This window comes from Bradyrhizobium sp. CCGUVB14 (assembly GCF_024199935.1).
GTDB lineage: Bacteria > Pseudomonadota > Alphaproteobacteria > Rhizobiales > Xanthobacteraceae > Bradyrhizobium.
Genome location: NZ_JANADS010000001.1, coordinates 4,448,983 through 4,471,524 on the forward strand (window position 1 = coordinate 4,448,983; position 22,542 = coordinate 4,471,524).

The following is a 22,542-nucleotide window of genomic DNA, read 5'->3' on the forward strand; positions in this document are numbered from 1 at the left end:
TTTCCCGCAAGGGTTTGCGTCGCAAAATGGATTTACAACTGGCGGTGTCGCTTTAGCCTGTGTATAAGGCGGCCCTCGCAACCCACAGATCAGGTTGCACTTTTTTGCTTCACGGAGAGATTGCGATGTCCGAGCGGTGGACGCCCGAGTCCTGGCGCAGCAAGCCGGTGCTACAGGTGCCCGATTATCCCGACGCCAAGGCCCTGGCCGACGTCGAGGCGCAGCTTGCAACCTTTCCGCCGCTGGTGTTTGCCGGCGAGGCGCGCAATCTGAAGAAGGCGCTGGCCCGTGTCGCGGCCGGCGACGCCTTCCTGTTGCAGGGCGGCGATTGCGCCGAGAGCTTTGCCGAGCACGGCGCCAACAACATCCGCGATTTCTTCCGCGTGCTGCTGCAGATGGCGGTGGTGCTGACCTATGCCGGCGCGGTGCCGGTGGTGAAGGTCGGCCGCATCGCCGGCCAGTTTGCAAAGCCGCGCTCGTCGCCGACCGAGAAGCTCAACGGCGTCGAGCTGCCGAGCTATCGCGGCGACATCGTCAACGACATCGCCTTCACCAAGGAAGCGCGCGTGCCGGATCCGCAGCGCCAGCTGATGGCCTATCGCCAGTCGGCCGCGACGCTGAACCTGCTCCGCGCGTTTGCGACCGGCGGCTTCGCCAATCTCGGCAGCGTGCATCAGTGGATGCTCGGCTTCCTCAAGGATAGTCCGCAGTCCCGTCGCTACAAGGAATTGGCCGATCGCATCTCGGACGCGCTCAACTTCATGCGCGCCTGCGGCCTCGATCTCGAGAGCCATCCGGAGCTGCGCGCCACCGATTTCTACACCAGCCATGAAGCGCTGCTGCTCGGCTACGAGCAGGCCATGACCCGCGTCGATTCCACGACCGGCGACTGGTACGCGACCTCGGGCCACATGATCTGGATCGGCGACCGCACCCGCCAGCTCGATCACGGCCATGTCGAATATTTCCGCGGCATCAAGAACCCGATCGGCTTGAAGTGCGGTCCGTCGCTGAAGCCGGACGAGCTGTTGAAGCTGATCGACGTGCTCAACCCCGACAACGAGCCGGGCCGGTTGACGCTGATCAACCGCTTCGGCTCCGACAAGGTCGCCGACCATCTGCCGGGCCTGATCCGCGCCGTGAAGCGCGAGGGCAAGGTGGTGGTCTGGTCGTGCGATCCCATGCACGGCAACACCATTACCTCGACCACGGGCTACAAGACGCGGCCGTTCGATCGCGTGCTGTCGGAAGTGAAGTCGTTCTTCACCATCCACGCCGCGGAAGGGACGCATGCCGGCGGCGTGCATCTGGAGATGACCGGCCAGGACGTCACCGAATGTATCGGCGGCGCCCGCGCCATCACGGACGAGGATCTCAACGACCGCTACCACACGGTCTGCGATCCCCGCCTCAATGCCGAGCAATCCATCGACATGGCCTTCCTGGTCGCCGAACTGCTGAAGCAGGAACGCGCCGGCAAGGTCAGGCCGATGCCGGCCGCGGCGGGGCTCTAAGACCTTGCTGCGGATCTGGAAGGCCACGATCAATTCCCGCAACGGTCTGGCCTTTGCGTTCCGCTCGGAACAGGCCGTCCGCGAGGAGATTTTTGCGCTGATCCTGTCGCTGCCGGTGGCGTGGTTCGTCGCCGCCAGCGCGACGCGCGCGGTCGAGCTGGTTTGCTCGGTCGCCTTCGTGCTGGTGGTCGAGTTGCTCAACACCGCGATCGAGAAGCTCGCCGACCGCCTGACCATGGATCACGACAAGCAGATCGGGCGGGTCAAGGACATGGGCTCGGCCGCGGTTGGCGTTGCGCTGCTGATGGCCGGCGCGTTCTGGATCATCGCGATCATCGAACGTCTGGGGTTCCTCTAGCTGGACGAGGCGGCCATGACCGAACGTCTCAACGCATTCGCGGTCACGCTCGCCCAGCTCAATCCGACCATGGGCGATATCGAGGGCAATGCCGCGAAGGTTCGCTCGGCACGCGCGCGAGCCATCGCCGATGGCGCCGATCTCGTACTGTTCCCGGAATTGTTCATCGCCGGCTATCCGCCGGAAGATCTGGTGCAGAAGCCCGCGTTCCAGGCCGCCTGCCGTTCGGCAATCGAAGCGCTCGCGCGTGAGACCGCTGACGGCGGCCCGGCGTTGCTGGTCGGCACGCCCTGGGTCGAGGATGGCAGGCTCTACAATGCCTGTGCGCTGCTCGACGGCGGCCGCATCGCCGGCTTGCGCTTCAAATGCAATCTGCCGAACTACGGCGTGTTCGACGAGAAGCGGTTGTTTGCGCGCGGGCCGGCGGCAGGCCCCGTCACCGTGCGCGGCGTGCGGATCGGCGTGCCGATCTGCGAGGACATCTGGCTGGAAGAGTCCGAGGACTACGAGAACGTGGTCGAGACGCTGGCCGAGACCGGCGCCGAGATCATTCTGGTGCCGAACGGCTCGCCCTATGCCCGCGACAAGAACGATGTGCGTCTGTCGGTGGCGGTCGCGCGGGTCACCGAGAGCGGCTTGCCGCTGGTCTATCTCAACCAGGTCTGCGGTCAGGACGAACTCGTGTTCGACGGCGCGTCGTTCGCGCTCAACGGCGATCTTTCGCTCGCCGCGCAACTGCCGGCGTTCGAGGAGAACGTCACGACGTTGCGCTTCATCAGAAACGGCGGCGATTGGCGTTGCACGGGTCCGATCGTGGAGCAGCCCGAGGGCGACAAGGCCGACTATGCGGCCTGCGTCCTCGGCTTGCGCGACTACGTCAGCAAGAACGGTTTTCCCGGCGTGCTGCTCGGCATCTCCGGCGGCATCGATTCCGCACTCTGCGCGGCGATCGCGGTCGATGCGCTCGGCGCCGACCAGGTACACGGCGTGATGCTGCCTTATCGCTACACGGCGGCACACTCGATTGCCGACGCGGGCGAGCTCGCCGGCCATCTCGGCATCCGCTACGAGGTGTTGCCGATCGCGGAAGCGGTGGGCGGGTTCGAAACCATCCTGTCCGGCATCTTCAAGAACCTGCCGCCCGATATCACCGAGGAAAACCTCCAGGCCCGCACCCGCGGCACGCTGTTGATGGCGATCTCCAACAAGACCGGGCTGATGGTTGTGACGACAGGCAACAAGTCGGAAATGTCGGTCGGCTACGCCACGCTCTATGGCGACATGAACGGCGGCTTCAACCCGATCAAGGATATCTACAAGACGCAGGTGTTCCGGCTGGCGACCCTGCGCAATGCATGGAAGCCCGACGGCGCGCTGGGACCCGCGGGCGAGGTGATCCCGCCCGATATCATCACGCGCCCACCGACGGCGGAGCTGCGTGAGAACCAGACCGATCAGGACTCACTGCCGGCCTACGAGGTGCTCGATGCGATCCTCGAGCGTCTGGTCGAACGCGAGGAGCCGCTCGACCAGATCATCGCCGCTGGCTTCGACCGCGAGACGGTGACCCGCATCGACCATCTCCTCAACGTCGCCGAATACAAGCGCCGCCAGGCCGCGCCCGGCGTGAAGGTGACGCGGAAGAATTTCGGCCGCGACCGCCGCTATCCCATCACCAACCGCTTCCGCGACCGGGGCGAGACATTGCCCGCGCCCGACGAGACCCTGGTCTCGCGCGGCAGCAAGGCATCGATCGACGCGTTCGAGGGGTAGGGTAGGCTGACCTTTGCGGTACCTCTCGTACTGCGGGCGAGATGGGCGCCATTGCGCCCTCGCCCCTTGCGGGAGAGGGCAGCACGGTCGTCGAAACGAATTCAGTCGGGTGAGGGGTTCTATCCGCGTACTCTCATGTACACATGCGAGCGCGGATAGAACCCCTCATCCGGCGCCATAGCCGATGCGTAGCATCGGCGTTCTCAAGAACGGCGGCCGAAGGCCGCCTTTGCCACCTTCTCCCGCAAGGGGAGAAGGGAAGTAAGAAACCTTACTTCTGCTGCTGCGGCAGGAAGCTGGGTCCGACCGAGCGGATCGGCTTGTTCTCCGACGCGGCCGTGGTGCTCGTCTCCGCAGGCGGCGTCGCGGCCGGTGCCGTCGCCGTCGTCGGCGCGGGAGCCGCGCCCTTCTTGGCGTTCGCGGGCGCGCCCTTGGTGAGCTGCCGCTGCTGCATCTTCTTGGCGCTCTCCTCGGTGACGATGATGTCGCCCTGCTGCTCGACGGCCGCCTTGTCATCGGCCGATTTCAGCGCGTCGGCCCAGGTCTGGCCCGCCGCTTTGCAAGAGCAGGACGGGTTGAACTCGCTGCGGAATTTGAAGGCGGTCGGCAGCGCCGTGTAGGGCTGGCCGCTGATGGACACCGCCGAGCTCATGTCCTCGCCGGGATTGCGGTGGGCATAGAGCACGGCTTCGGCCGCCGGGCACAGCGCCTTGCAGGTCTTCTCGTCGTCGGGGAAGCGCGCCGGCACGGTCGCAAACGAGATCGGGAAATAGGCGCCGTCACAGGTGCGCACGCACACGGTGCGATAGGTGCCGGACTGCGGGCCGCCGAGATCGGCGGGTGGCGCGCCCGGCGGATTGTTGGGGTTGTTGCCGCCGTTGAACAGATTGCTCAGGAAGTTGCCGCCCTGCGACTGCGCGGCGTTGGCGTATTGCGGGCCGCAATTGTTCTGCGCGAGCGCAATTAGCACCGAGCGGCGCTGGCTGTCGCGTTCGGGGCTGCCGCCGCCGGGACCGCCACCGCGCAGGCGTTCGAGATTGCCGGTGATCTGGTCCAGATTGGCGCGCATCTGCTGGATCTGGGTGTTGACCGGGCCGCATTGCGCCGACTGGCCGTTGAAGAGCGAGAAGAAGCCGGAGGAATCGCAGCCCATGCGCTTGGCCTGCATGGTGACGCGATCGAGCTCGGCTTGCTGGCGGGTCTGGGAATCCTGGTAGCGGCGGATCTGGTCGTCGCGCGCAGGATCGCTGCTGCCGCCGCGGTCGAGCGCGGCGAGCTGTCCTTCCAGCCGCACGCACATCGGGTTCGGTCCGAGACCGCCTTGGGCGGGCGGAGGCGGCGGTGCGCCGAGCGGGCCGGCCTGGGCAAAGGCATCAGTGGCGAGCACGACGCTGAGAAGCACGGTGCAGGCAAGCAGGGAGCGGGGACGGGACAGAGACAAAAATTCAGGCATATCCGCCATTCTAGCGATGTCATGGCCCCAAGTGACTTCCAATGTGATTTGGGGGGCCGAAGCGCGCCCTCCAATAGCCGCTTCCTGCGGCATCGTCACGTCGTTTCAGGGGCCGCAAACGGGTCCTAAAGTCCGCCAGTTCCGAGCGAATTCAGCGCTGGCAGGTGATTGCGACATATTCGTCGCAATGGCCATGGGAGCAGTTTGCGCCGGATTTGGGGACAGACCCGGTAATTTCATCGGGATCGACCCGGCGGTAGGCCGATGCCTGCGCAAAGTCCCGTGACTGACAATAGGTGCGGGCGACCTGCGCACCGCATTTCTCGCCCTTGGCCAGGCATTGGTCGACGCCGTAGCCGTCGGCCTGGTTGGCGATGATGAAGACGCGGGTCTCGGCGAAGGCGCTGGATGCCGCAAGGATGGAGGCGCAGGAAATGAGCGCGAGCAGGGACCGCATGAAAACACCTTGGGGCAAAAGGAGGAGCTGCCGGTTCCAGAATGGGCTCAAATGGTTAAGGATCATGAACCATCAGGGCGGGCGGCCGCGCATTGCGGAGATAAACCGGCAATTTCGCGGCTCTCTTGACGAAAGGGCGCCTCATAGCCCATATGTCGCCGCATGAACGGTCTCCTCGCCATCTGCATTATTTGCCGCGAGATTACGAGCTAGCGATTCGCTGGCTGGAGCCGTCTTTTCTCAACCACATTGAGAGCACTGGACGCCCGGCCAACAGCCGACGGGTGTCCATATGGAATTGCGTCTTTACGATACGCTGAGCCGGGAAAAGCGCACCTTCATGCCGCTCGATGCGAAGAACGTCCGCATGTATGTCTGCGGACCGACCGTCTATGACTTCGCCCATATCGGCAATGCGCGGCCGGTGATCGTGTTCGACGTGCTGTTTCGGCTGCTCCGCCATCTCTATGGCGAGGCGCACGTCAAATATGTCCGCAACATCACCGACGTCGACGACAAGATCAACGACCGCGCCGCGCGGGATTTTCCGGGGCTGCCGCTGAACGAGGCGATCCGCAAGGTCACCGAGCAGACCGGCAAGCAGTTTCACGCTGACGTCGACGCGCTCGGCGCGCTGCGGCCGAGCGTCGAGCCGCGCGCGACCGAGCACATCGGCGAGATGCGCGAGATCATCGAACGGCTGATCAAGGGCGGGTTCGCCTACGCCGCCGAGGACCACGTGCTGTTCTCGCCGCAGGCGATGAACGCGGCCAACTCCACGCTGCCGCGCTATGGCGCGCTGTCGAAGCGGTCGCTCGACGAAATGATCGCCGGCGCGCGCGTCGACGTCGCGCCCTACAAAAAGGATTCGACCGACTTCGTGCTGTGGAAGCCGTCGAAGCCCGGCGAGCCGTCCTGGCCGTCGCCGGCCGGGATCAAGGCCGAGGGACGCCCGGGCTGGCACATCGAGTGCTCGGCCATGGCCTGGAAGCATCTCGGCGAACAGTTCGACATCCATGGCGGCGGTATCGATCTCGTGTTTCCGCATCACGAGAACGAGGTCGCCCAGACCTGCTGCGCCTTCCACCAGCAGCGCATGGCGAATTACTGGATGCACAACGGCTTCCTGCAGGTCGAGAGCGAGAAGATGTCGAAGAGCCTCGGCAACTTCATCACCATCCACGAGCTGCTCGCGGACTGGCCGGGCGAGGTGCTTCGCCTCAACATGCTGAAGACGCATTACACGTCGCCGATCGACTGGACCATGAAGTCGCTGGAGGGGAGCGCCAAGACGCTCAACGACTGGTATCGCTTTGCGGCCGATGTCGCGCCGTCAAAGCCGGCGGCGTCCGTGGTCGAGGCCCTGCTCGACGACCTCAACACGCCGCAGGCGATCGCGGCGCTGCATGGTCTGCGCAATTCGTCCGATGCGGCCGGTCTTTCGGCGTCGCTGCGTCTGCTCGGCTTCCTGTCGGAGAGCGTCGCGCAGTGGGAAGGCCGCAAGCGGCAGGCGAGCGGCGTCGACGCCGGCGAGATTGATCGCCTGATTGCGGAGCGTACGGCAGCGCGTGCGCGCAAGGACTTCAAGGAATCCGATCGTATCCGTGATGAGCTCGCAGCCAAGGGCGTCGTGATCAAGGATGGCAAGGATGCCGACGGCAAGCCGGTGACGACCTGGGAGCTCGCGTGATGGCACAAGCGCATCCCAAGCCCGGCTTGCGGCCGTTTTTGCCGGCCGACGTGCCGATGCTGGCCGCGATCTACGTCGCCAGCATCCAGGAGCTGACCGGCGACGACTACAGCGAGGCGCAGCAGGAAGCCTGGATGGAGGCGGCCGAAACCGAGGAGTTCGGCAAGCGGCTCACCTCCGACCTGACGCTGATCGCCACGCTGGACGGCTCGCCCGTCGGCTTCGCCTCGCTGCGCGGCGCAGATCACATCCGCATGCTCTACGTGCATCCGGCCGTCAGCCGGCAGGGCATCGCGACCATGCTGATCGACGCGCTGGAAAAGCTCGCCGGCGGCCGTGGCGCTGCGGCGCTCACGGTCGATGCCAGCGACACCGCGCAAAATTTCTTCGCCAAACGCGGCTACACGGCCCAGCAGCGCAACAGCGTCACCATCAATGACGAATGGCTCGCCAACACCACCATGAAGAAGACGCTCGGAGCGCAACAATGAGCAAGGAGCGCCTTTATCTGTTCGACACCACGCTGCGCGACGGCGCGCAGACCAACGGCGTCGATTTCACGCTGACCGACAAGCAGGTGATCGCGGCGATGCTCGACGAGCTCGGCATCGACTATGTCGAGGGCGGCTATCCCGGCGCCAATCCGCTCGACACCGAATTCTTTGGCGCTAAGCCGAAGCTAAACCACGCGCGTTTCACCGCCTTCGGCATGACCCGGCGGGCAGGGCGCTCGGTCTCCAACGATCCCGGCGTCGCCGGGCTTCTGGAAGCCAAGGCCGACGCGATCTGCTTCGTCGCAAAGTCCTCCGCCTATCAGGTGCGCGTCGCACTGGAGACGACGAAAGAGGAAAACCTCGCCTCGATCCGCGACAGTGTCGCGGCCGCAAAGGCAGCCGGCCGCGAGGTCATGCTCGACTGCGAGCATTTCTTCGACGGCTACAAGGAAGATGCGAGCTTTGCGCTCGCCTGTGCCAAGGCCGCCTATGAGGCCGGCGCACGCTGGGTGGTGTTGTGCGACACCAATGGCGGCACCATGCCCAACGAGGTCGAGGCCATCGTCACCGAGGTCACGAAGCACATCCCCGGCGATCACGTCGGCATCCACGCTCATAACGACACCGAGCAGGCGGTGGCCAACTCGCTCGCCGCGGTTCGCGCCGGGGCGCGGCAGATCCAGGGCACGCTGAACGGCCTCGGCGAGCGCTGCGGCAACGCCAATCTCTGCTCGCTGATCCCGACGCTGAAATTGAAGAAGGAGTTTTCGGACGCCTTCGAGATCAGCGTCACACCGGAGAAGCTGGCGACACTGGTCAAGGTCTCGCGCACGCTCGACGACATGCTCAACCGCGTGCCGAACCGGCACGCGGCTTACGTCGGGGAGAGCGCTTTCGTCACCAAGACAGGCATTCACGCCTCCGCGGTGATGAAGGATCCGCAGACCTATGAGCACGTCTTGCCGGAGACCGTCGGCAATCACCGCAAGGTGCTGGTCTCGGACCAAGCCGGCCGCTCCAACGTCATCGCCGAGCTCGACCGCGCCGGCATCGCCTATGAGAAGAGCGATCCGAAGCTGACCCGGCTGGTCGAGGAATTGAAGGAGCGGGAGGCGCAGGGCTACGCCTATGAATCGGCCAACGCCTCGTTCGATCTCCTGGCGCGCCGCACGCTCGGCAAGGTGCCGCATTATTTCGAGGTCGAGCAGTTCGACGTCAATGTCGAGCAGCGCTACAACGCCCTTGGTGAGCGCGTCACTGTCGCGTTGGCCGTGGTGAAGGTCGACGTCGCCGGCGAGCATCTGATCTCGGCCGCCGAGGGCAACGGCCCCGTCAACGCGCTCGACGTCGCGCTGCGCAAGGACCTCGGCAAGTATCAGAAGTACATCGAGGGCCTGACGCTGATCGACTACCGCGTCCGTATCCTCAACGGCGGCACCGGCGCGGTCACGCGCGTCCTGATCGAGAGCGAGGACGAGAACGGCGATCGCTGGACCACGGTCGGCGTGTCCCCGAACATCATCGACGCCTCGTTCCAGGCGCTGATGGATTCGGTGATCTACAAGCTCGTGAAGTCGGGCGCGCCGGCGTAGGATCCACGACGACTGTCATACCCCGCGAAAGCGGGGTGTCCAGTACGCCGTGGCTTCTCGGTCGCTCTCGGGCGTCTCGGAATACTGGATCGCCCGGTCGAGCGGGGCGATGACAGTGGAGGGTGAGGAGAGGGCAGGGCAATGATCGACCACATCTCCGTCGGCGTCAGCGAGCTCGAACGCTCCGCAAAGTTCTACGAGGCCACGCTCGCCGCCCTCGGGCTCACGCGCCTCGTCACGCGGCCGCGCACGGTCGGCTTCGGCAAGTCCTATCCGGAGTTCTGGATCAATCTGCGCGAGGCCATGCCGCATGTAGCCCCGGAGAGCGGCGTGCACATCTGCCTGCGGGCGAAGACAACGGCTGAGGTCGATGCTTTTCATGCCGCTGCGCTTGTGAGCGGCGGCGCCTCGGATGGCGCACCGGGTATTCGCCCGCACGATCGCGTGCGTTACTACGCGGCCTTTGTCGTCGACCCTGACGGCAACAGGATCGAAGCGGTGACGTTTCCGCAGGAGTAAAACGCTCTTACAGCTTGCGCGCCACGTCGGGTGCGAGCTGCTTTTCCGTCTCGGCGATCTGGGCCACGGCGGATTTCAGCTTCGGCAAGATGTCCTCGACGCGATCGGCCTTGAGGATGTCGACCGAAAGGCCGGCGCGGATGAACTCGGTCTGGCGCATGTGCGACAGCAGCGAGAACAGCGGCTCCCAGAAATTGTCGATGTTGGCGAGCAGCACCGGCTTGGCGTGACGGCCAAGCTGCTTCCAGGTCAATTGCTCGACCAGCTCCTCCAGCGTGCCGACGCCGCCCGGCAGCGCCACGAAGGCGTCGGAGCGCTCGAACATCAGCCGCTTGCGCTCGTGCATGTCGGGGGTGACGATCATTTCCTGCACGCGGGTCAGCGCGTTCTCGCGCTTCCGCAGGAACTCGGGAATGATGCCGGTGACGGTGCCGCCGTGATCGAGCACGGAGGTCGCGACCGAGCCCATCAGGCCGAGCGAGCCGCCGCCATAGACGAGGCGGATGTTGTTCTCGGCGAGCGCCTTGCCGAACGCCTTGGCGCCTTCGGTGAAGTGGGGATTGGTTCCGGGACCGGAGCCGCAATAGACACAGACGGTTTTGATCGTGCTCATTGGTACCATGATGCATTGCAGCGAAGGGGCGTCAAGTCCAATCGGTGATTCGGGACACCCGGAAATCTACCGGTAAATGGCGACAAACAATCGAGGATTCGCCATCTGGCGGGGTGCGCTGGCCCCCGGAAGCTTCTATATGACGAGCGAAAACAGTTAATCGCAACGCGCCCGCATCCGGCGGCCTCCAGGTTTCTTGATGAGCCCACCTCTGCCAGACGTCCCCGATGTACCCGAGCCTGCCGGCGGACCGCTCGAGCGGGCCACCCTGATGGGCACGCTGGCGCATCTGTGGCCCTATATCTGGCCGGGCGACCGTTACGACCTGAAGATGCGCGTAGTCTGGTCGATGGTGCTGCTGCTCGCCGCCAAGCTGATCACGCTGACGGTGCCGTTCAGCTTCAAATGGGCAACCGACGCGCTCACCGGCGCCAACACCGCGCCGGTGCAGGCCGCCAACTGGCATCTCTGGGTGGTCGCGTCGCCGCTGCTCCTGACCGCGAGCTACGGCGTCATGCGCATCGTGATGGCGGTGCTGACGCAATGGCGCGACGGCATCTTTGCGCGCGTCGCCATGCACGCGGTGCGCAAGCTCGCGACCATCACCTTCGTCCACATGCACGAGCTGTCGCTGCGCTTTCATCTCGAGCGCAAGACCGGCGGCCTGACGCGCGTGCTCGAGCGCGGCCGCGAGGGCATCGAGGTCATCGTGCGCATGGTGATCCTGCAGCTGATCCCGACCATCGTCGAGGTCACGCTCTTGATGGCCGTGCTGCTCTGGCAGTTCGACTGGCGCTACGTGGCCGCGACGCTGATCACCGTCACGGTCTACATGTACTACACCTACATCGCGACCGAGTGGCGGATCGGCATCCGCCGCAAGATGAACGATTCCGACACCGAGGCGAACACCAAGGCGATCGACTCGCTGCTCAACTACGAGACGGTCAAATATTTCAGCGCCGAGGCCCGCGAAGCGCAGCGCTACGACAAGTCCGTCGCGCGCTACGAGGAAGCGAGCATCCACACCTACACCTCACTCGCGGTGCTCAACACCGGGCAGGCCGTGATCTTCACGCTGGGCCTGACCGCAACCATGCTGATGTGCGCGATCGGCGTGCGCAACGGCACCAACACGGTCGGCGATTTCGTGCTGGTCAATGCGATGATGATCCAGCTCTACCAGCCCCTGAACTTCATGGGCATGGTCTATCGCGAGATCAAGCAGGCGATCATCGACATCGAGAAGATGTTCGGCGTGATCGGTCGCGAGGCCGAGATCAAGGATGAACCCGGCGCGCAGCCGCTGACCGTCTCCGCCGGTACCGTGCGCTTCGAGGACGTCCGCTTTGCCTATGAGCCGACGCGGCCGATCCTGAAAGGCATCAGCTTCGAGGTGCCGGCCGGCAAGACGGTGGCGATCGTCGGCCCGTCAGGTGCCGGCAAGTCGACCATCTCGCGGCTGCTGTTCCGCCTCTACGACGTCTCCGGCGGCAAGATCCTGATCGACGGCCAGGACATCCGCGAGGTCACGCAGGCGAGCTTGCGCGCCTCGATCGGCATGGTGCCGCAGGACACGGTGCTATTCAACGACACCATCCGCTACAACATCCGCTACGGCCGCTGGGACGCCAGCGACGAGGAGGTCGAGGAGGCGGCGCGGCTGGCGCAGATCGACCATTTCATCCGCCTGGCCCCGATGGGCTACGAGACCCAGGTCGGCGAGCGCGGCCTGAAACTGTCCGGCGGCGAAAAGCAGCGCGTCGCAATCGCGCGCACAGTGCTGAAGGCGCCGCCGATCCTGGTTCTGGACGAGGCGACCTCGGCGCTCGACACCCATACCGAGCACGAGATCCAGGGCGCGCTCGACCGCGTGGCGAAGAACCGCACCTCGCTGGTGATCGCCCACCGGCTCTCGACCATTGTCGGTGCCGACGAGATCATCGTGCTGGACCAGGGCCGCATCGCCGAGCGCGGCACCCATGCCAGCCTGCTCGCACAGGGCGGTCTTTACGCCAGCATGTGGAACAGGCAGCGTGAGGCCGAGGCCGCACGCGAGAAACTGGCCCGGATGGCCGACAGCAGCGAGGCGCCCAACCGGGAGCCGCCGCCGGTCGAGGACGCCCTCACGGCGCAAGCGGCCGCGGAGTGAGCTTGTCTCCGGTCCCAACTCTGGCCTAAACAGGCCCACCGCGCGAGACGACCCGCGCCATCAACCCCTGAGCGGCAGATAGCGATGTCCATTCTCGATTCGATCCAGCGTCAGATCCCGCCGATCCACAAGGAGGGCTATCCCTTCATCGGCGGCTTTGCGCTGGCAAGCCTCGTCCTGTTCTGGCTGTGGTCGCCGCTGGGGTGGATCGGCACCATCATCACCGTGTGGTGCGCGCTGTTCTTCCGTGATCCCGTGCGCGTGACGCCGGTGCGCGACGGGCTCGTGGTGTCGCCCGCCGACGGCCGCGTCTCGATGATCACCATGGCGCTACCGCCGGCCGAGCTCGGGCTCGGCGACCGGCCGCTGCCGCGCATTTCGGTGTTCATGAGCGTGTTCAACTGCCATGTGAACCGCGCGCCCGTAGCGGGCAGGGTGGATCGCATCGCCTATCGGCCCGGCCTGTTCATCAATGCCGAGCTCGACAAGGCGAGCGAGGACAATGAGCGCAATTCGCTTGTCATCTCGACGCCGCAGGGCCGCATTGGCGTGATCCAGATCGCGGGCCTGGTCGCAAAACGCATCGTCTGCTTCGTCAAGGAAGGGCAGGCGATCGGCGCTGGTGAGCGGTTCGGCCTGATCCGGTTCGGCTCGCGGCTCGACGTCTACCTGCCGGTCGGCACCAAGGCGCTGGTCTCGGAAGGGCAGACCGCGATCGCCGGCGAGACCATCCTGGCTGATCTGACCGGTGACGACCCCGGTCGCGCCTATCGCGCCAATTAACCATCGGGCCGCTGTCGGGGGCCTTCCGCCGCAATGGCGGAAGGGAGCACGGCTTGCTATATCTCGCCTGCAGGTGAGGACGCGCCAATGACGCCCTACGACTACAGAGATCCCGATGTTCGCCGCCGGCGGTTCCGCCCGATCCCGGTGCGGATGCTGGTGCCCAACGTCATCACGTTGCTGGCGATCTGCGCCGGCCTGACCTCGATCCGGCTCTCGATCGAGGGGCGGATATCGCTCGCCGTCTACGCCATCGTGTTCGCGGCCGCGCTCGACGGCATCGACGGCCGCGTCGCGCGCCTGATCAAGGGCCAGTCGAAATTCGGCGCCGAGCTCGACAGTCTCGCCGATTTCGTCAATTTCGGCGTCGCGCCCGGCCTGATGCTGTACTTCTGGCAGCTGCACGAGCTCGGCAATGCCGGCTGGATCGCCGCCATGGTGTTTGCGATCTCCGGCGGCCTGCGGCTCGCGCGCTTCAACGCCACCATGGACGATCCGAACAAGCCGGCTTTCGCCGCCAATTTCTTCACCGGCGTGCCCGCGCCGGCCGGCGCCATCACGGTGCTGCTGCCGATCTACGTGGCCTTCCTCGAGCTTGGCCGCGCGCCCGCGGCATTGACCGCCGCCTATACGCTGCTGATCGCCTTCCTGATGGTCTCGCGACTGCCGGTGTTCTCCGGCAAGACCAAGCGGATGCGCGTGCCGCCTGAGCTCGTGCTGCCGGCGTTCGTCGCGGTGATCGTCTTCATCGCAATCTTGATTGCCTATCCCTGGCACGTGCTCACGGCGGGCACGGTGCTTTATCTGCTCGGCCTGCCACTCGGCTACAAATCCTACCGCGATCAGGCCCGCGCGACGGAAGCCGTGGCGCCCGCGGGCGGCGAGGTCTCGTCGCCGCCGTCGGCGCCGACAATGGCCAGCCTGTCCGAACCGCCGCATGACGACGACCGGCCCGGACGGCTGCACTGAGCGATCGCACGCGGATATCTGCCATGAGAGCGCCTGAGTTGGGTTGAGGCCCGATCTCGGCTATATCGCCCTGTGCCGGCGGCACCGCGCCAACAGCGGCCGCCAATCTGGGAGATAACGCCGTGACGAATTCTGCGACCGGGCCGCTGCCCGCTTCCGTCCTCGAAGCGCTGGGCCGCTATGACACGCCGACGATCTGCAACGCCATGGAGATCGTGGCGCCCGAGCGCCGCCTGATCGGCTACACCACCAAGCAGCTGGTCTGCCCGTTCCCGGATCTGCCGCCGATCGTCGGCTACGCCCGCACCGTCGCGATCCGCTCGGTGTTGAAATCGTCGCTGCCGGCCGAAGAACAGTCGAAGCGCCGTATCGAATATTACGAATATGTCGGCACCGGCCACGGTCCGCGCATCTCGGTGATCCAGGACATCGACGGTCCCTACGTCGGCTACGGTGCGTTCTGGGGCGAGGTGCAGAGCAACGTGCACAAGGCGCTCGGCTGCCTCGGCGTCATCACCGACGGCTCGATCCGCGACATTCCGCAATGGGCCCCGGGCTTCCAGGCGCTGGCCGGCTCGATCGGCCCGTCGCATGCATGGGTGCATGCCGAGAGCTTTGGCGGCGAGGTACGCGTCGCCGGCATGACCGTGAAGTCGGACGATCTGATCCACGCCGACCAGCATGGTGCCATCGTGATCCCGCTCGACATCGCCGCGAAGCTCCCCGAGGCCGCCGAGCTCTGCGGCCGCCGCGAGACGCCGATCCTCGAGATCGCGCGCAGCCCGGACTTCTCGCTGGAGAAGCTCAAGGCCGCGCTGAAGCGCTCGGCGGAGATCCACTAATCTCGGGCTAGCACCATGGACACCATGGACATGCGCGGCAAGACGGTTCTGATCACGGGCTCGACCGATGGTGTCGGGCGCTATGTCGCGAACCGCCTTGCCGCCGAGGGTGCGCATGTTCTGATCCATGGCCGCGACGCGGTGCGGGCAAAAGCGCTGATCGACGAGATCGTGAGGGCCGGCCATACGGCGCCGATTTTCTATCAGGCAGATCTGTCGTCGATGGCTGGCACGCGCGAGCTCGCCGCGGCCGTGACGCGGGATCATCAACGCCTCGATGTTTTCGTCAGCAATGCCGGCATCGGCTCGCATTGCGACGGGCCGCAGCGCCAGGAGAGCCGCGACGGTCATGAGCTGCGCTTTGCCGTGAACTATCTCTCGGGCTTTCTGCTGGTCCATCTGCTGCTGCCGTTGCTGAAGGCCGCCGCGCCGTCGCGCATCGTCAATGTCGCCTCGCTCGGCCAGCATCCGATCGACTTCGACGACGTCATGATCACGAAAGGCTACAGCGGCTCGCGCGCCTATGCGCAGAGCAAGCTGTCGCAGATCATGTTCACGATCGATCTCGCGGCCGAGCTCAGGGATGCCGGCATCACCGCGAATTCGTTGCATCCGGCGACCTACATGAACACGACGATGGTGCGCGCCGGCGGCATCACGCCGATGTCGACGGTGGAGCAGGGTGGTGCTGCGATCCTGCATCTCGTCCAGGGCGACGATGTCGCAGGCAAGAGCGGCCTGTTCTTCAACGGCATGAACGAGGCGCGCGCCAATCCGCAGGCCTATGATGCCGATGCGCGCAAGCGCCTGCGCGCGCTCAGCCGGGAGCTGACGGGACTGTCGTCCTGACCCGCCTCATTTATGGTTAGCAAAGCGTTGAGATTGATGTCGCGGAACGGCAAAGCCGCCGTTTGTTCAGCGCGTCGCGCCGCTCCGTCGCATCGGCTGAACTTAACCTTTACGCGGCTTTAAGGGCGGCGCTCTAGGGTTTTCGATGCGGTTCGGGGTTGGACCGCGCCACCGGCCAGGATGGCCGTTGTTGCGTTCGCTTTGGAGTCTCCCATGGATATCATGACGGGCGCCGGTCTTGTGGCCGGTTTGGTCGTTATCGCCACGATGGTGTTTCTGGGCGGCGACCTCGGCATGTTCATGAGCGACCATGCTGCGATCATCATCTTCGGCGGCTCGGCCGCCGCGACCATGATCCGCTTTCCGCTGTCGGCGCTGGCGCACGGCCTGCCGCTCGGCATGAAGTTCGCGTTCACGATGAGCCGGCTGTCGGCGCACGACCTGGTCGACGAGCTCGCCCGCATCGCCGAGATCGCCCGCAAGCAGGGTCCGGTCGGCCTGGAAAAGGTCGAGACCGACGAGCCCTTCCTCGCCAAGGGCATCCGCTACGTCGCCGACGGCTACGACCTCGATTTCATCAGGGACAATCTGGAACGCGACCGCGACAATTTCCTTTTGCACCTCAACGAAGGCAGCAAGATCTACCGCGCCGTCGGCGATTGCGCCCCCGCGTTCGGCATGATCGGAACGCTGATCGGTATGGTGCAGATGTTCTCGAACATGTCGGATCCCTCGAAGCTCGGCCCGTTCATGGCGACCGCTCTGCTCGCAACTCTCTACGGTGCGTTGGTCGCGAACCTGCTCTGCCTGCCGATCGCCGACAAGCTGCATGGCAAGCTGATCGACGAGGAAACCAATCGTACGCTGATCATCGACGGCATTCTGATGATCCGAGACTCCAAGAGCCCGACTTTGGTGCGCGAAATGCTGCTGGCCTATCTGCCCGAGAAGCACCGCCACGCCGAAGGCGAGCCGGTTCCGGCGTAACGCCGCCGGACGCCGGGGATCTGACCGATGGCAAAGAAAAAGCGCGAGGAAGCACACGGCGGCCACGGCTGGTTCGTGACGTTCGCGGACCTGATGGCGTTGCTGCTGGCGTTCTTCGTGATGCTGGTCGCGTTCTCCACACAGGACGCCAACAAGCTGAAGATCGTCGCAGGCTCCATGCGCGAGGCCTTCGGCGTCCAGAGCGAAGCGCGCTACGCCGGTATCATCGAATCCGACGGCCTGCCGACCCGCGCGCGGCTGAAGAACGTCGACCACATCCAGCCCGAGGAGTCCTCCAACACGCCGACGCCGGACCAGGAGGATCGCGACAAGACGTCCGGCGCCAAGATCAAGGTCGACCGCAACTTCGCGCTCGCCGCTGCCTCGCTGCGCCAGGCGTTGCAGGACATGCCCGAACTGACCGAGATGTCCAAGCACATCATGTTCGAGGAGACCAAGCAGGGCCTCAATCTCGAGATCGTCGACCAGGACGGCCGCTCGATGTTCGCGGACGGCTCCAAGGTGCCCTACGACCGCACCCGCCGCCTGATCGAGAAGCTCGCGATCCCGCTGAAGGCAACCCCGCTGCGCGTCTCCATCGCCGGCCACACCGCGGCCGGCTTCGTGCCGACCCGCAGCGATTACGGCGCCTTCGACCTCTCGGCCGACCGCGCCAATGCCGTGCGCCAGATCCTCGAGCGCGAGGGCTTGCCGCCGTCCCACATCTTCGCCGTCTCCGGCAAGGCGGACACGCAGCCGCTATTCCCGGATGATCCGTCGCTCGCCGCGAACCGCCGCGTCACCATTACCCTGATGCGTGAAGATCCGCCGCTGCCGCCGAACTTGAAGCCCTAAATCCCTTGCGCTACCATTTTACCTGAGGCTATTCGTCGCGAAGGCGACGAACGTGGCCGCGCCGTCACAGCATGTCGCGCAGCGCCTGCTATGGTGGTGGGCCGATTGACAGGCGCGCCGGAAGCGTCAAAAGGCGCCGGATCAATTCCAGGGACGAAGCGTTTTCCACCTTCATGACGGCGAGCATCACATCGACTGAGACCCAGGATGGGCCGGTCACCTCCGGTTTTTGGTCCCTTACGCTCGGGAGCATCGGTGTCGTTTTCGGCGACATCGGCACCTCGCCGCTTTACGCGTTCCACGAGGCGGTCAGGGGCGCGGCCCATGGCGAGCCGGTGACGCGGATCATGGTGCTCGGCGTGCTCTCGCTGATCCTCTGGGCGCTGCTGATCGTCGTCACCGCCAAATACGTGCTGCTGCTGCTGCGCGCCGACAACAACGGGGAGGGCGGCACGCTCTCGCTGATGGCGCTCGGCCAACGCGCGCTGGGGCGGCGGAGCTGGTTTCTGCTCGCGCTCGGTGTGGTCGGCGCGTCGATGTTCATCGGCGATTCCATGATCACGCCGGCGATCTCGGTGCTGTCGGCGGTCGACGGCCTCAAGCTCGCGACGCCGGCATTCGAGCATTATGTCGTGCCGCTGACGGTGCTGATCCTGGTGCTGCTGTTCGCGGTCCAGAGCAAGGGGACCGCGCTGGTGGCCTCGGCCTTCGGGCCGGTGATGGTGGTCTGGTTCACGGTTCTGGCAGTGCTGGGCGTCATTCACATCGCCGACGATCCGTCGGTGCTGGCCGCGATCAATCCCTACTATGCGTTCCAATTCCTGCTCTCGCACGGCACGATCGGCCTGGTAACGCTCGGCGCGGTCTTCCTCGCCGTGACCGGCGGCGAGGCGCTGTATGCCGACCTCGGCCATTTCGGCCGCAAGCCGATCCAGTCGGCCTGGATGTTCTTCGTGCTGCCGGCGCTGCTGATCAATTATTTCGGGCAGGGGGCGCTGGTGCTGTCCGATCCAAGCGCGATCGAGCACTCCTTCTATCGCATGGTGCCCGAGCACCTCGTGCTGCCGCTGGTCGGTCTTGCAACGGCCGCGACCGTCATCGCCAGCCAGGCGGTGATCACCGGCGCCTATTCGCTGGTCTATCAGGCGGTGCAGCTCGGCCTCTTGCCGCGTTTCGAGGTGCGCTACACCTCCGAAACCCACGCCGGCCAGATTTATCTGCCGCGTGTCAACCGGCTGCTGCTGATCGGCGTGATGCTGCTGGTGCTGTTGTTCCACACGCCCAGCAATCTGGCTTCGGCCTACGGCATTGCGGTCTCCACCACCATGGTCGCCGACGGCATCATGGGCTTCGTGGTGATCTGGAAATTGTGGAACTGGAAGGCTGCGACCGCGGCGGTCGTGATCCTGCCCTTCGTCATGGTCGACATGACCTTCTTCAGTGCCAATCTGCTGAAGCTGCTCGAAGGCGCCTGGGTGCCGCTGCTGTTCGGCGCGGCGATGGCGGGGACGATCTGGACCTGGAGGCGGGGCTCGGGGATCCTGATCCAGAAGACGCGCCGGATCGAGGTGCCGCTCGACGATCTGATCCGCAGCCTGGAGAAGCGGCCGCCGCACATCGTCAAGGGCACGGCGGTGTTCTTGACTAGCGATCCCGCCTTCGTGCCGACCGCCCTGTTGCACAATCTCAAGCACAACAAGGTACTGCACGAGCACAACGTGATCCTGACCATCGAGACCGCGCACACGCCGCGGGTCGATCTCTCCGAGCGCTTCAAGATGGAGAAGATCAGCGAGAAGTTCTCCAAGGTCCGCTTGCGCTTTGGCTACATGGAGCAGCCGAACGTGCCCAAGGCGCTCGCGATCGCGCGCAAGCAGGGCTGGCAGTTCGACATCATGTCGACGTCGTTCTTCGTGTCGCGGCGCTCGCTGAAGGCGTCGGCGCAGTCGGGCATGCCGCTCTGGCAAGACCACCTGTTCATCGCGCTCAGCCGCTCGGCCAATGACGCCACCGACTATTTCCAGATTCCGACGGGGCGGGTGGTTGAAGTCGGAACCCAAGTCACCATCTGAAACCTCCATCGGGACGCAATTGACGGACCTATGCGGATTTTGCATGCCAAGGGCCCAGAATCGGGCTAGGCTATGCCGGCAGCGCAGGACTATAAGCCGCGCGCTCTCTTCCGCCGTTGTGCAGTGAAGCATTTAGAGGCCACTAGGCTCTCCCATGACAAGTGACGTAGCAGTTCCCGCCCCGGAAACGGCGGCGGCCAACGGGCATGGCGATGCCCACACCACCGCCGGCTTCGGCGCGCTGACGCTCGGCAGTATCGGCGTGGTGTATGGCGACATCGGCACCAGCCCGCTCTACGCGTTCCGCGAGGCGGTGATGGCGGCCTCAGGCGCGGAAGGCGCGCCGACGCCGGCGGCCGTTCTCGGCGTGGTGTCGCTGATCCTGTGGGCGCTGATCGTTGTGGTGACGCTCAAATACGTCGTCATCCTGCTCCGCGCCGACAACAACGGCGAGGGCGGCACGCTGGCCCTGATGGCGCTGGCCCAGCGCGCGGTCGGCACCGGCGGGGCGACCATCGTCTTGCTCGGCATCATCTCCGGCGCCCTGTTCTACGGCGACGCCGTGATCACGCCGGCAGTCTCGGTGCTGTCGGCCTTGGAGGGTATGAAGGACGTCACGCTGCGGTTCGAGCCCTACATCGTTCCGCTGACGGTGGTGATCCTGGTGTTCCTGTTTGCCGTGCAGTCGCGCGGCACCGCCCGCGTTGCGGCGTTCTTCGGACCCGTGATGTGCGTCTGGTTTGCGGTGATTGCGATCGCCGCGATCCATCCGATCATCGCGCAGCCGCAGGTGCTGCTGGCGCTGAACCCATTCTACGCCGTGTCCTTCATGTTCCACCACGGCATCATCGGCTTCGTGACGCTGGGTGCCGTGTTCCTGGCCGTGACCGGCGCCGAGGCGCTCTATGCCGACCTCGGCCATTTCGGCAAGCGGCCGATCCAGACCGCCTGGCTGTTCATCGTGCTGCCGTCGCTGGCGCTGAACTATCTGGGGCAGGGCGCCCTCGTCCTCGGCGAGCCCGGCGCGATCGAGAGCCCGTTCTTCCAGCTGTTCCCGCAAGGCATCTTCCGCGGCTGCATGGTCGTGCTGGCCACGGCTGCCACCGTGATCGCGAGCCAGGCCGTCATCACCGGCGCCTATTCGCTGACGCGCCAGGCGATCCAGCTCGGGCTGCTGCCCCGATTCGAAATTCGCCATACCTCTGAAGCCCATTCCGGCCAGATCTTCATCCCGCGCATCAACCAGCTGCTGCTGGTCGCGGTGATCATGATGGTGCTGCTGTTCCGCTCGTCCAGCGCGCTCGCCTCGGCCTACGGCATCTCCGTGACCGGCACGATGGTCGTCACCGGCTTGATGGGCTTTGTCGTGATCTGGAAGGCCTGGAAGTGGTCGCCGCTGTGGGCGGCCGCCCTGATCGCGCCGTTCCTGTTCCTCGACCTGACCTTCCTGGCCGCCAATTTGCTCAAGGTGTTTGAGGGCGGCTGGGTGCCGCTCGCGCTCGGCTCGCTCATGATCATCATGATGTACACATGGCGGCGCGGCAGCCGGCTGCTGTTCGAGAAGTCGCGCAAGCTGGAATTCCCGCTGGCCGACCTCGTGGCGATGCTGGAGAAGCGCCCGCCGCAGCGGGTGCCCGGCACGGCCGTGTTCCTGACCAGCGATCCCCTGAGCGCGCCGACGGCGCTGATGCATAGTCTGAAACACTACAAAGTGCTTCACGAGAAGAATGTCATTCTCACCATCGAGACCGCGCAGACCCCGCGGATCGATCCGGCCGAGCGGGTGAAGCTGGAGCAGATCTCACCGACGTTCTCCAAGGTGACGCTGAAGTTCGGCTTCATGGAATCGCCCAACGTGCCGAAGGCGCTGGCGATCGCCCGCAAGCTCGGCTGGCAGTTCGACATCATGTCGACCTCGTTCTTCCTGTCGCGGAGGGCGCTCAAGCCCGCCGCCCATTCGGGGATGCCGCGCTGGCAGGATAGGCTGTTCATCTCGCTCAGCCGCTCCGCCAACGACGCCACCGACTATTTCCAGATCCCCTCTGGCCGCGTGGTCGAGGTCGGTACGCAGGTGACGATCTAGCGCCGGATTCAAAGCGCACTTCAAGTCGCTGCGATTTAGCTTTAACTTGCGCAAGGCAGCTCAAGCCTTTGTAGCGCTTGATTTTCGCATGCCGAGAGGCGAGGTTGCCGCCGGCCGGGATCGCCCCGGCGGGCGCGCCCTGCGACGTTGGAGGATGATGTGGCAAATCAAGTACAGGATCTGACCCCCGAGGAAGTGTCCAAGGGTGTCGCGGAGGGCCGCTATCTGCTCGTCGACGTCCGTGAGCCGAACGAGGTCGAGGCCGAGGCCTACCCTTACGGCGTGGTCGTGCCGCTCTCGACCTTCGATCCCAAGGCAATCCCGGATCCGCAAGGCAAGGAGGTCGTGTTCGCCTGCCGTTCGGGCAAGCGCTCGGTGACCGCCTCGCTCGCGGCGCAAGAGGCGGGCCTGCCTTACGACAAGCATCTGGCCGGCGGCATGCTCGGCTGGAAGGCGGCGGGTCTTCCCAGCAAGGTCGGTGGCTAGC

At 65.2% G+C, this 22,542-nt stretch carries 19 protein-coding genes and 1 pseudogene; 17 read left to right on the forward strand and 3 right to left on the reverse strand.

Features of this window, described 5'->3' with window-relative positions; translation table 11 throughout:
- Positions 1-125 precede the first annotated feature (125 nt).
- Genes NLM32_RS20425 through NLM32_RS20435 form a run of 3 tightly spaced genes read left to right on the forward strand, consistent with a single transcriptional unit; the run spans position 126 to position 3,645 of the window.
- Positions 126-1,514, forward strand: coding sequence for a class II 3-deoxy-7-phosphoheptulonate synthase (locus NLM32_RS20425; RefSeq protein ID WP_254130697.1), 1,389 nt, complete (start codon positions 126-128; stop codon positions 1,512-1,514).
- Between the two features lie 4 nt (positions 1,515-1,518).
- Complete coding sequence (locus NLM32_RS20430; RefSeq protein ID WP_254130698.1) at positions 1,519-1,872, forward strand: diacylglycerol kinase; 354 nt, start codon at positions 1,519-1,521, stop codon at positions 1,870-1,872.
- Positions 1,873-1,887: 15 nt separating this feature from the next.
- The gene (locus tag NLM32_RS20435) at positions 1,888-3,645 is read left to right on the forward strand and encodes an NAD+ synthase (RefSeq protein ID WP_254130699.1); all 1,758 of its coding nucleotides are present in this window, start codon (positions 1,888-1,890) and stop codon (positions 3,643-3,645) included.
- Positions 3,646-3,916: 271 nt separating this feature from the next.
- Here the strand turns inward: NLM32_RS20435 and NLM32_RS20440 are convergent, their stop codons facing one another.
- Positions 3,917-5,107: a DUF2865 domain-containing protein gene (locus tag NLM32_RS20440; RefSeq protein WP_254130700.1), complete on the reverse strand. Its 1,191-nt coding sequence runs from the start codon at positions 5,105-5,107 to the stop codon at positions 3,917-3,919.
- A 142-nt stretch (positions 5,108-5,249) separates the two neighbouring features.
- Positions 5,250-5,555: a hypothetical protein gene (locus NLM32_RS20445; RefSeq protein WP_254130701.1), complete on the reverse strand. Its 306-nt coding sequence runs from the start codon at positions 5,553-5,555 to the stop codon at positions 5,250-5,252.
- Positions 5,556-5,847: 292 nt separating this feature from the next.
- Here NLM32_RS20445 and cysS point away from each other — a divergent pair, with 292 nt between their 5' ends.
- From cysS to NLM32_RS20465, 4 genes are all read left to right on the forward strand, one after another.
- Complete coding sequence (gene cysS, locus NLM32_RS20450) at positions 5,848-7,245, forward strand: cysteine--tRNA ligase (RefSeq protein ID WP_254130702.1); 1,398 nt, start codon at positions 5,848-5,850, stop codon at positions 7,243-7,245.
- Entirely contained in the window at positions 7,245-7,736 is a 492-nt protein-coding gene (locus NLM32_RS20455; protein ID WP_254130703.1) for a GNAT family N-acetyltransferase, read from the forward strand. Before cysS ends, NLM32_RS20455 begins: the two co-directional genes overlap by 1 nt.
- Positions 7,733-9,331: a citramalate synthase gene (gene cimA, locus NLM32_RS20460; protein ID WP_254130704.1), complete on the forward strand. Its 1,599-nt coding sequence runs from the start codon at positions 7,733-7,735 to the stop codon at positions 9,329-9,331. Before NLM32_RS20455 ends, cimA begins: the two co-directional genes overlap by 4 nt.
- A 141-nt stretch (positions 9,332-9,472) precedes the next feature.
- A complete protein-coding gene (locus NLM32_RS20465; RefSeq protein WP_254130705.1) occupies positions 9,473-9,850 on the forward strand; it encodes a VOC family protein in 378 nt (125 codons plus the stop codon).
- A gap of 7 nt (positions 9,851-9,857) precedes the next feature.
- Here the strand turns inward: NLM32_RS20465 and NLM32_RS20470 are convergent, their stop codons facing one another.
- Complete coding sequence (locus NLM32_RS20470; protein WP_254130706.1) at positions 9,858-10,463, reverse strand: TIGR00730 family Rossman fold protein; 606 nt, start codon at positions 10,461-10,463, stop codon at positions 9,858-9,860.
- A 199-nt stretch (positions 10,464-10,662) separates the two neighbouring features.
- On the opposite strand from NLM32_RS20470, the gene NLM32_RS20475 reads away from it, so the two are divergent.
- The 10 genes and pseudogenes from NLM32_RS20475 to NLM32_RS20520 all read left to right on the forward strand — a co-directional run bounded on the left by NLM32_RS20475 (position 10,663) and on the right by NLM32_RS20520 (position 22,541).
- Entirely contained in the window at positions 10,663-12,615 is a 1,953-nt protein-coding gene (locus tag NLM32_RS20475; protein ID WP_254130707.1) for an ABC transporter ATP-binding protein/permease, read from the forward strand.
- 57 nt (positions 12,616-12,672) lie between these two features.
- A pseudogene (locus NLM32_RS20480) lies at positions 12,673-13,398 on the forward strand (phosphatidylserine decarboxylase); the annotation flags it as partial.
- 87 nt (positions 13,399-13,485) lie between these two features.
- Complete coding sequence (gene pssA / locus NLM32_RS20485) at positions 13,486-14,367, forward strand: CDP-diacylglycerol--serine O-phosphatidyltransferase (protein ID WP_254130709.1); 882 nt, start codon at positions 13,486-13,488, stop codon at positions 14,365-14,367.
- A gap of 122 nt (positions 14,368-14,489) precedes the next feature.
- The gene (locus tag NLM32_RS20490; protein WP_254130710.1) at positions 14,490-15,209 is read left to right on the forward strand and encodes an RraA family protein; all 720 of its coding nucleotides are present in this window, start codon (positions 14,490-14,492) and stop codon (positions 15,207-15,209) included.
- Between the two features lie 24 nt (positions 15,210-15,233).
- Positions 15,234-16,058, forward strand: coding sequence for an SDR family NAD(P)-dependent oxidoreductase (locus NLM32_RS20495; RefSeq protein WP_254135374.1), 825 nt, complete (start codon positions 15,234-15,236; stop codon positions 16,056-16,058).
- 213 nt (positions 16,059-16,271) lie between these two features.
- Complete coding sequence (locus NLM32_RS20500) at positions 16,272-17,045, forward strand: motility protein A (protein WP_254130711.1); 774 nt, start codon at positions 16,272-16,274, stop codon at positions 17,043-17,045.
- A gap of 27 nt (positions 17,046-17,072) precedes the next feature.
- On the forward strand, positions 17,073-17,900 hold the full coding sequence (locus NLM32_RS20505; RefSeq protein WP_148771358.1) for a flagellar motor protein MotB: 828 nt from the start codon (positions 17,073-17,075) through the stop codon (positions 17,898-17,900).
- 173 nt (positions 17,901-18,073) lie between these two features.
- Entirely contained in the window at positions 18,074-19,972 is a 1,899-nt protein-coding gene (locus NLM32_RS20510; protein ID WP_254130712.1) for a potassium transporter Kup, read from the forward strand.
- A gap of 154 nt (positions 19,973-20,126) precedes the next feature.
- Positions 20,127-22,055 (forward strand): potassium transporter Kup, encoded by a 1,929-nt coding sequence (locus NLM32_RS20515; protein WP_254130713.1) that lies wholly within the window; start codon positions 20,127-20,129, stop codon positions 22,053-22,055.
- A 159-nt stretch (positions 22,056-22,214) separates the two neighbouring features.
- Complete coding sequence (locus NLM32_RS20520) at positions 22,215-22,541, forward strand: rhodanese-like domain-containing protein (protein ID WP_254130714.1); 327 nt, start codon at positions 22,215-22,217, stop codon at positions 22,539-22,541.
- Position 22,542: the final 1 nt, after the last annotated feature.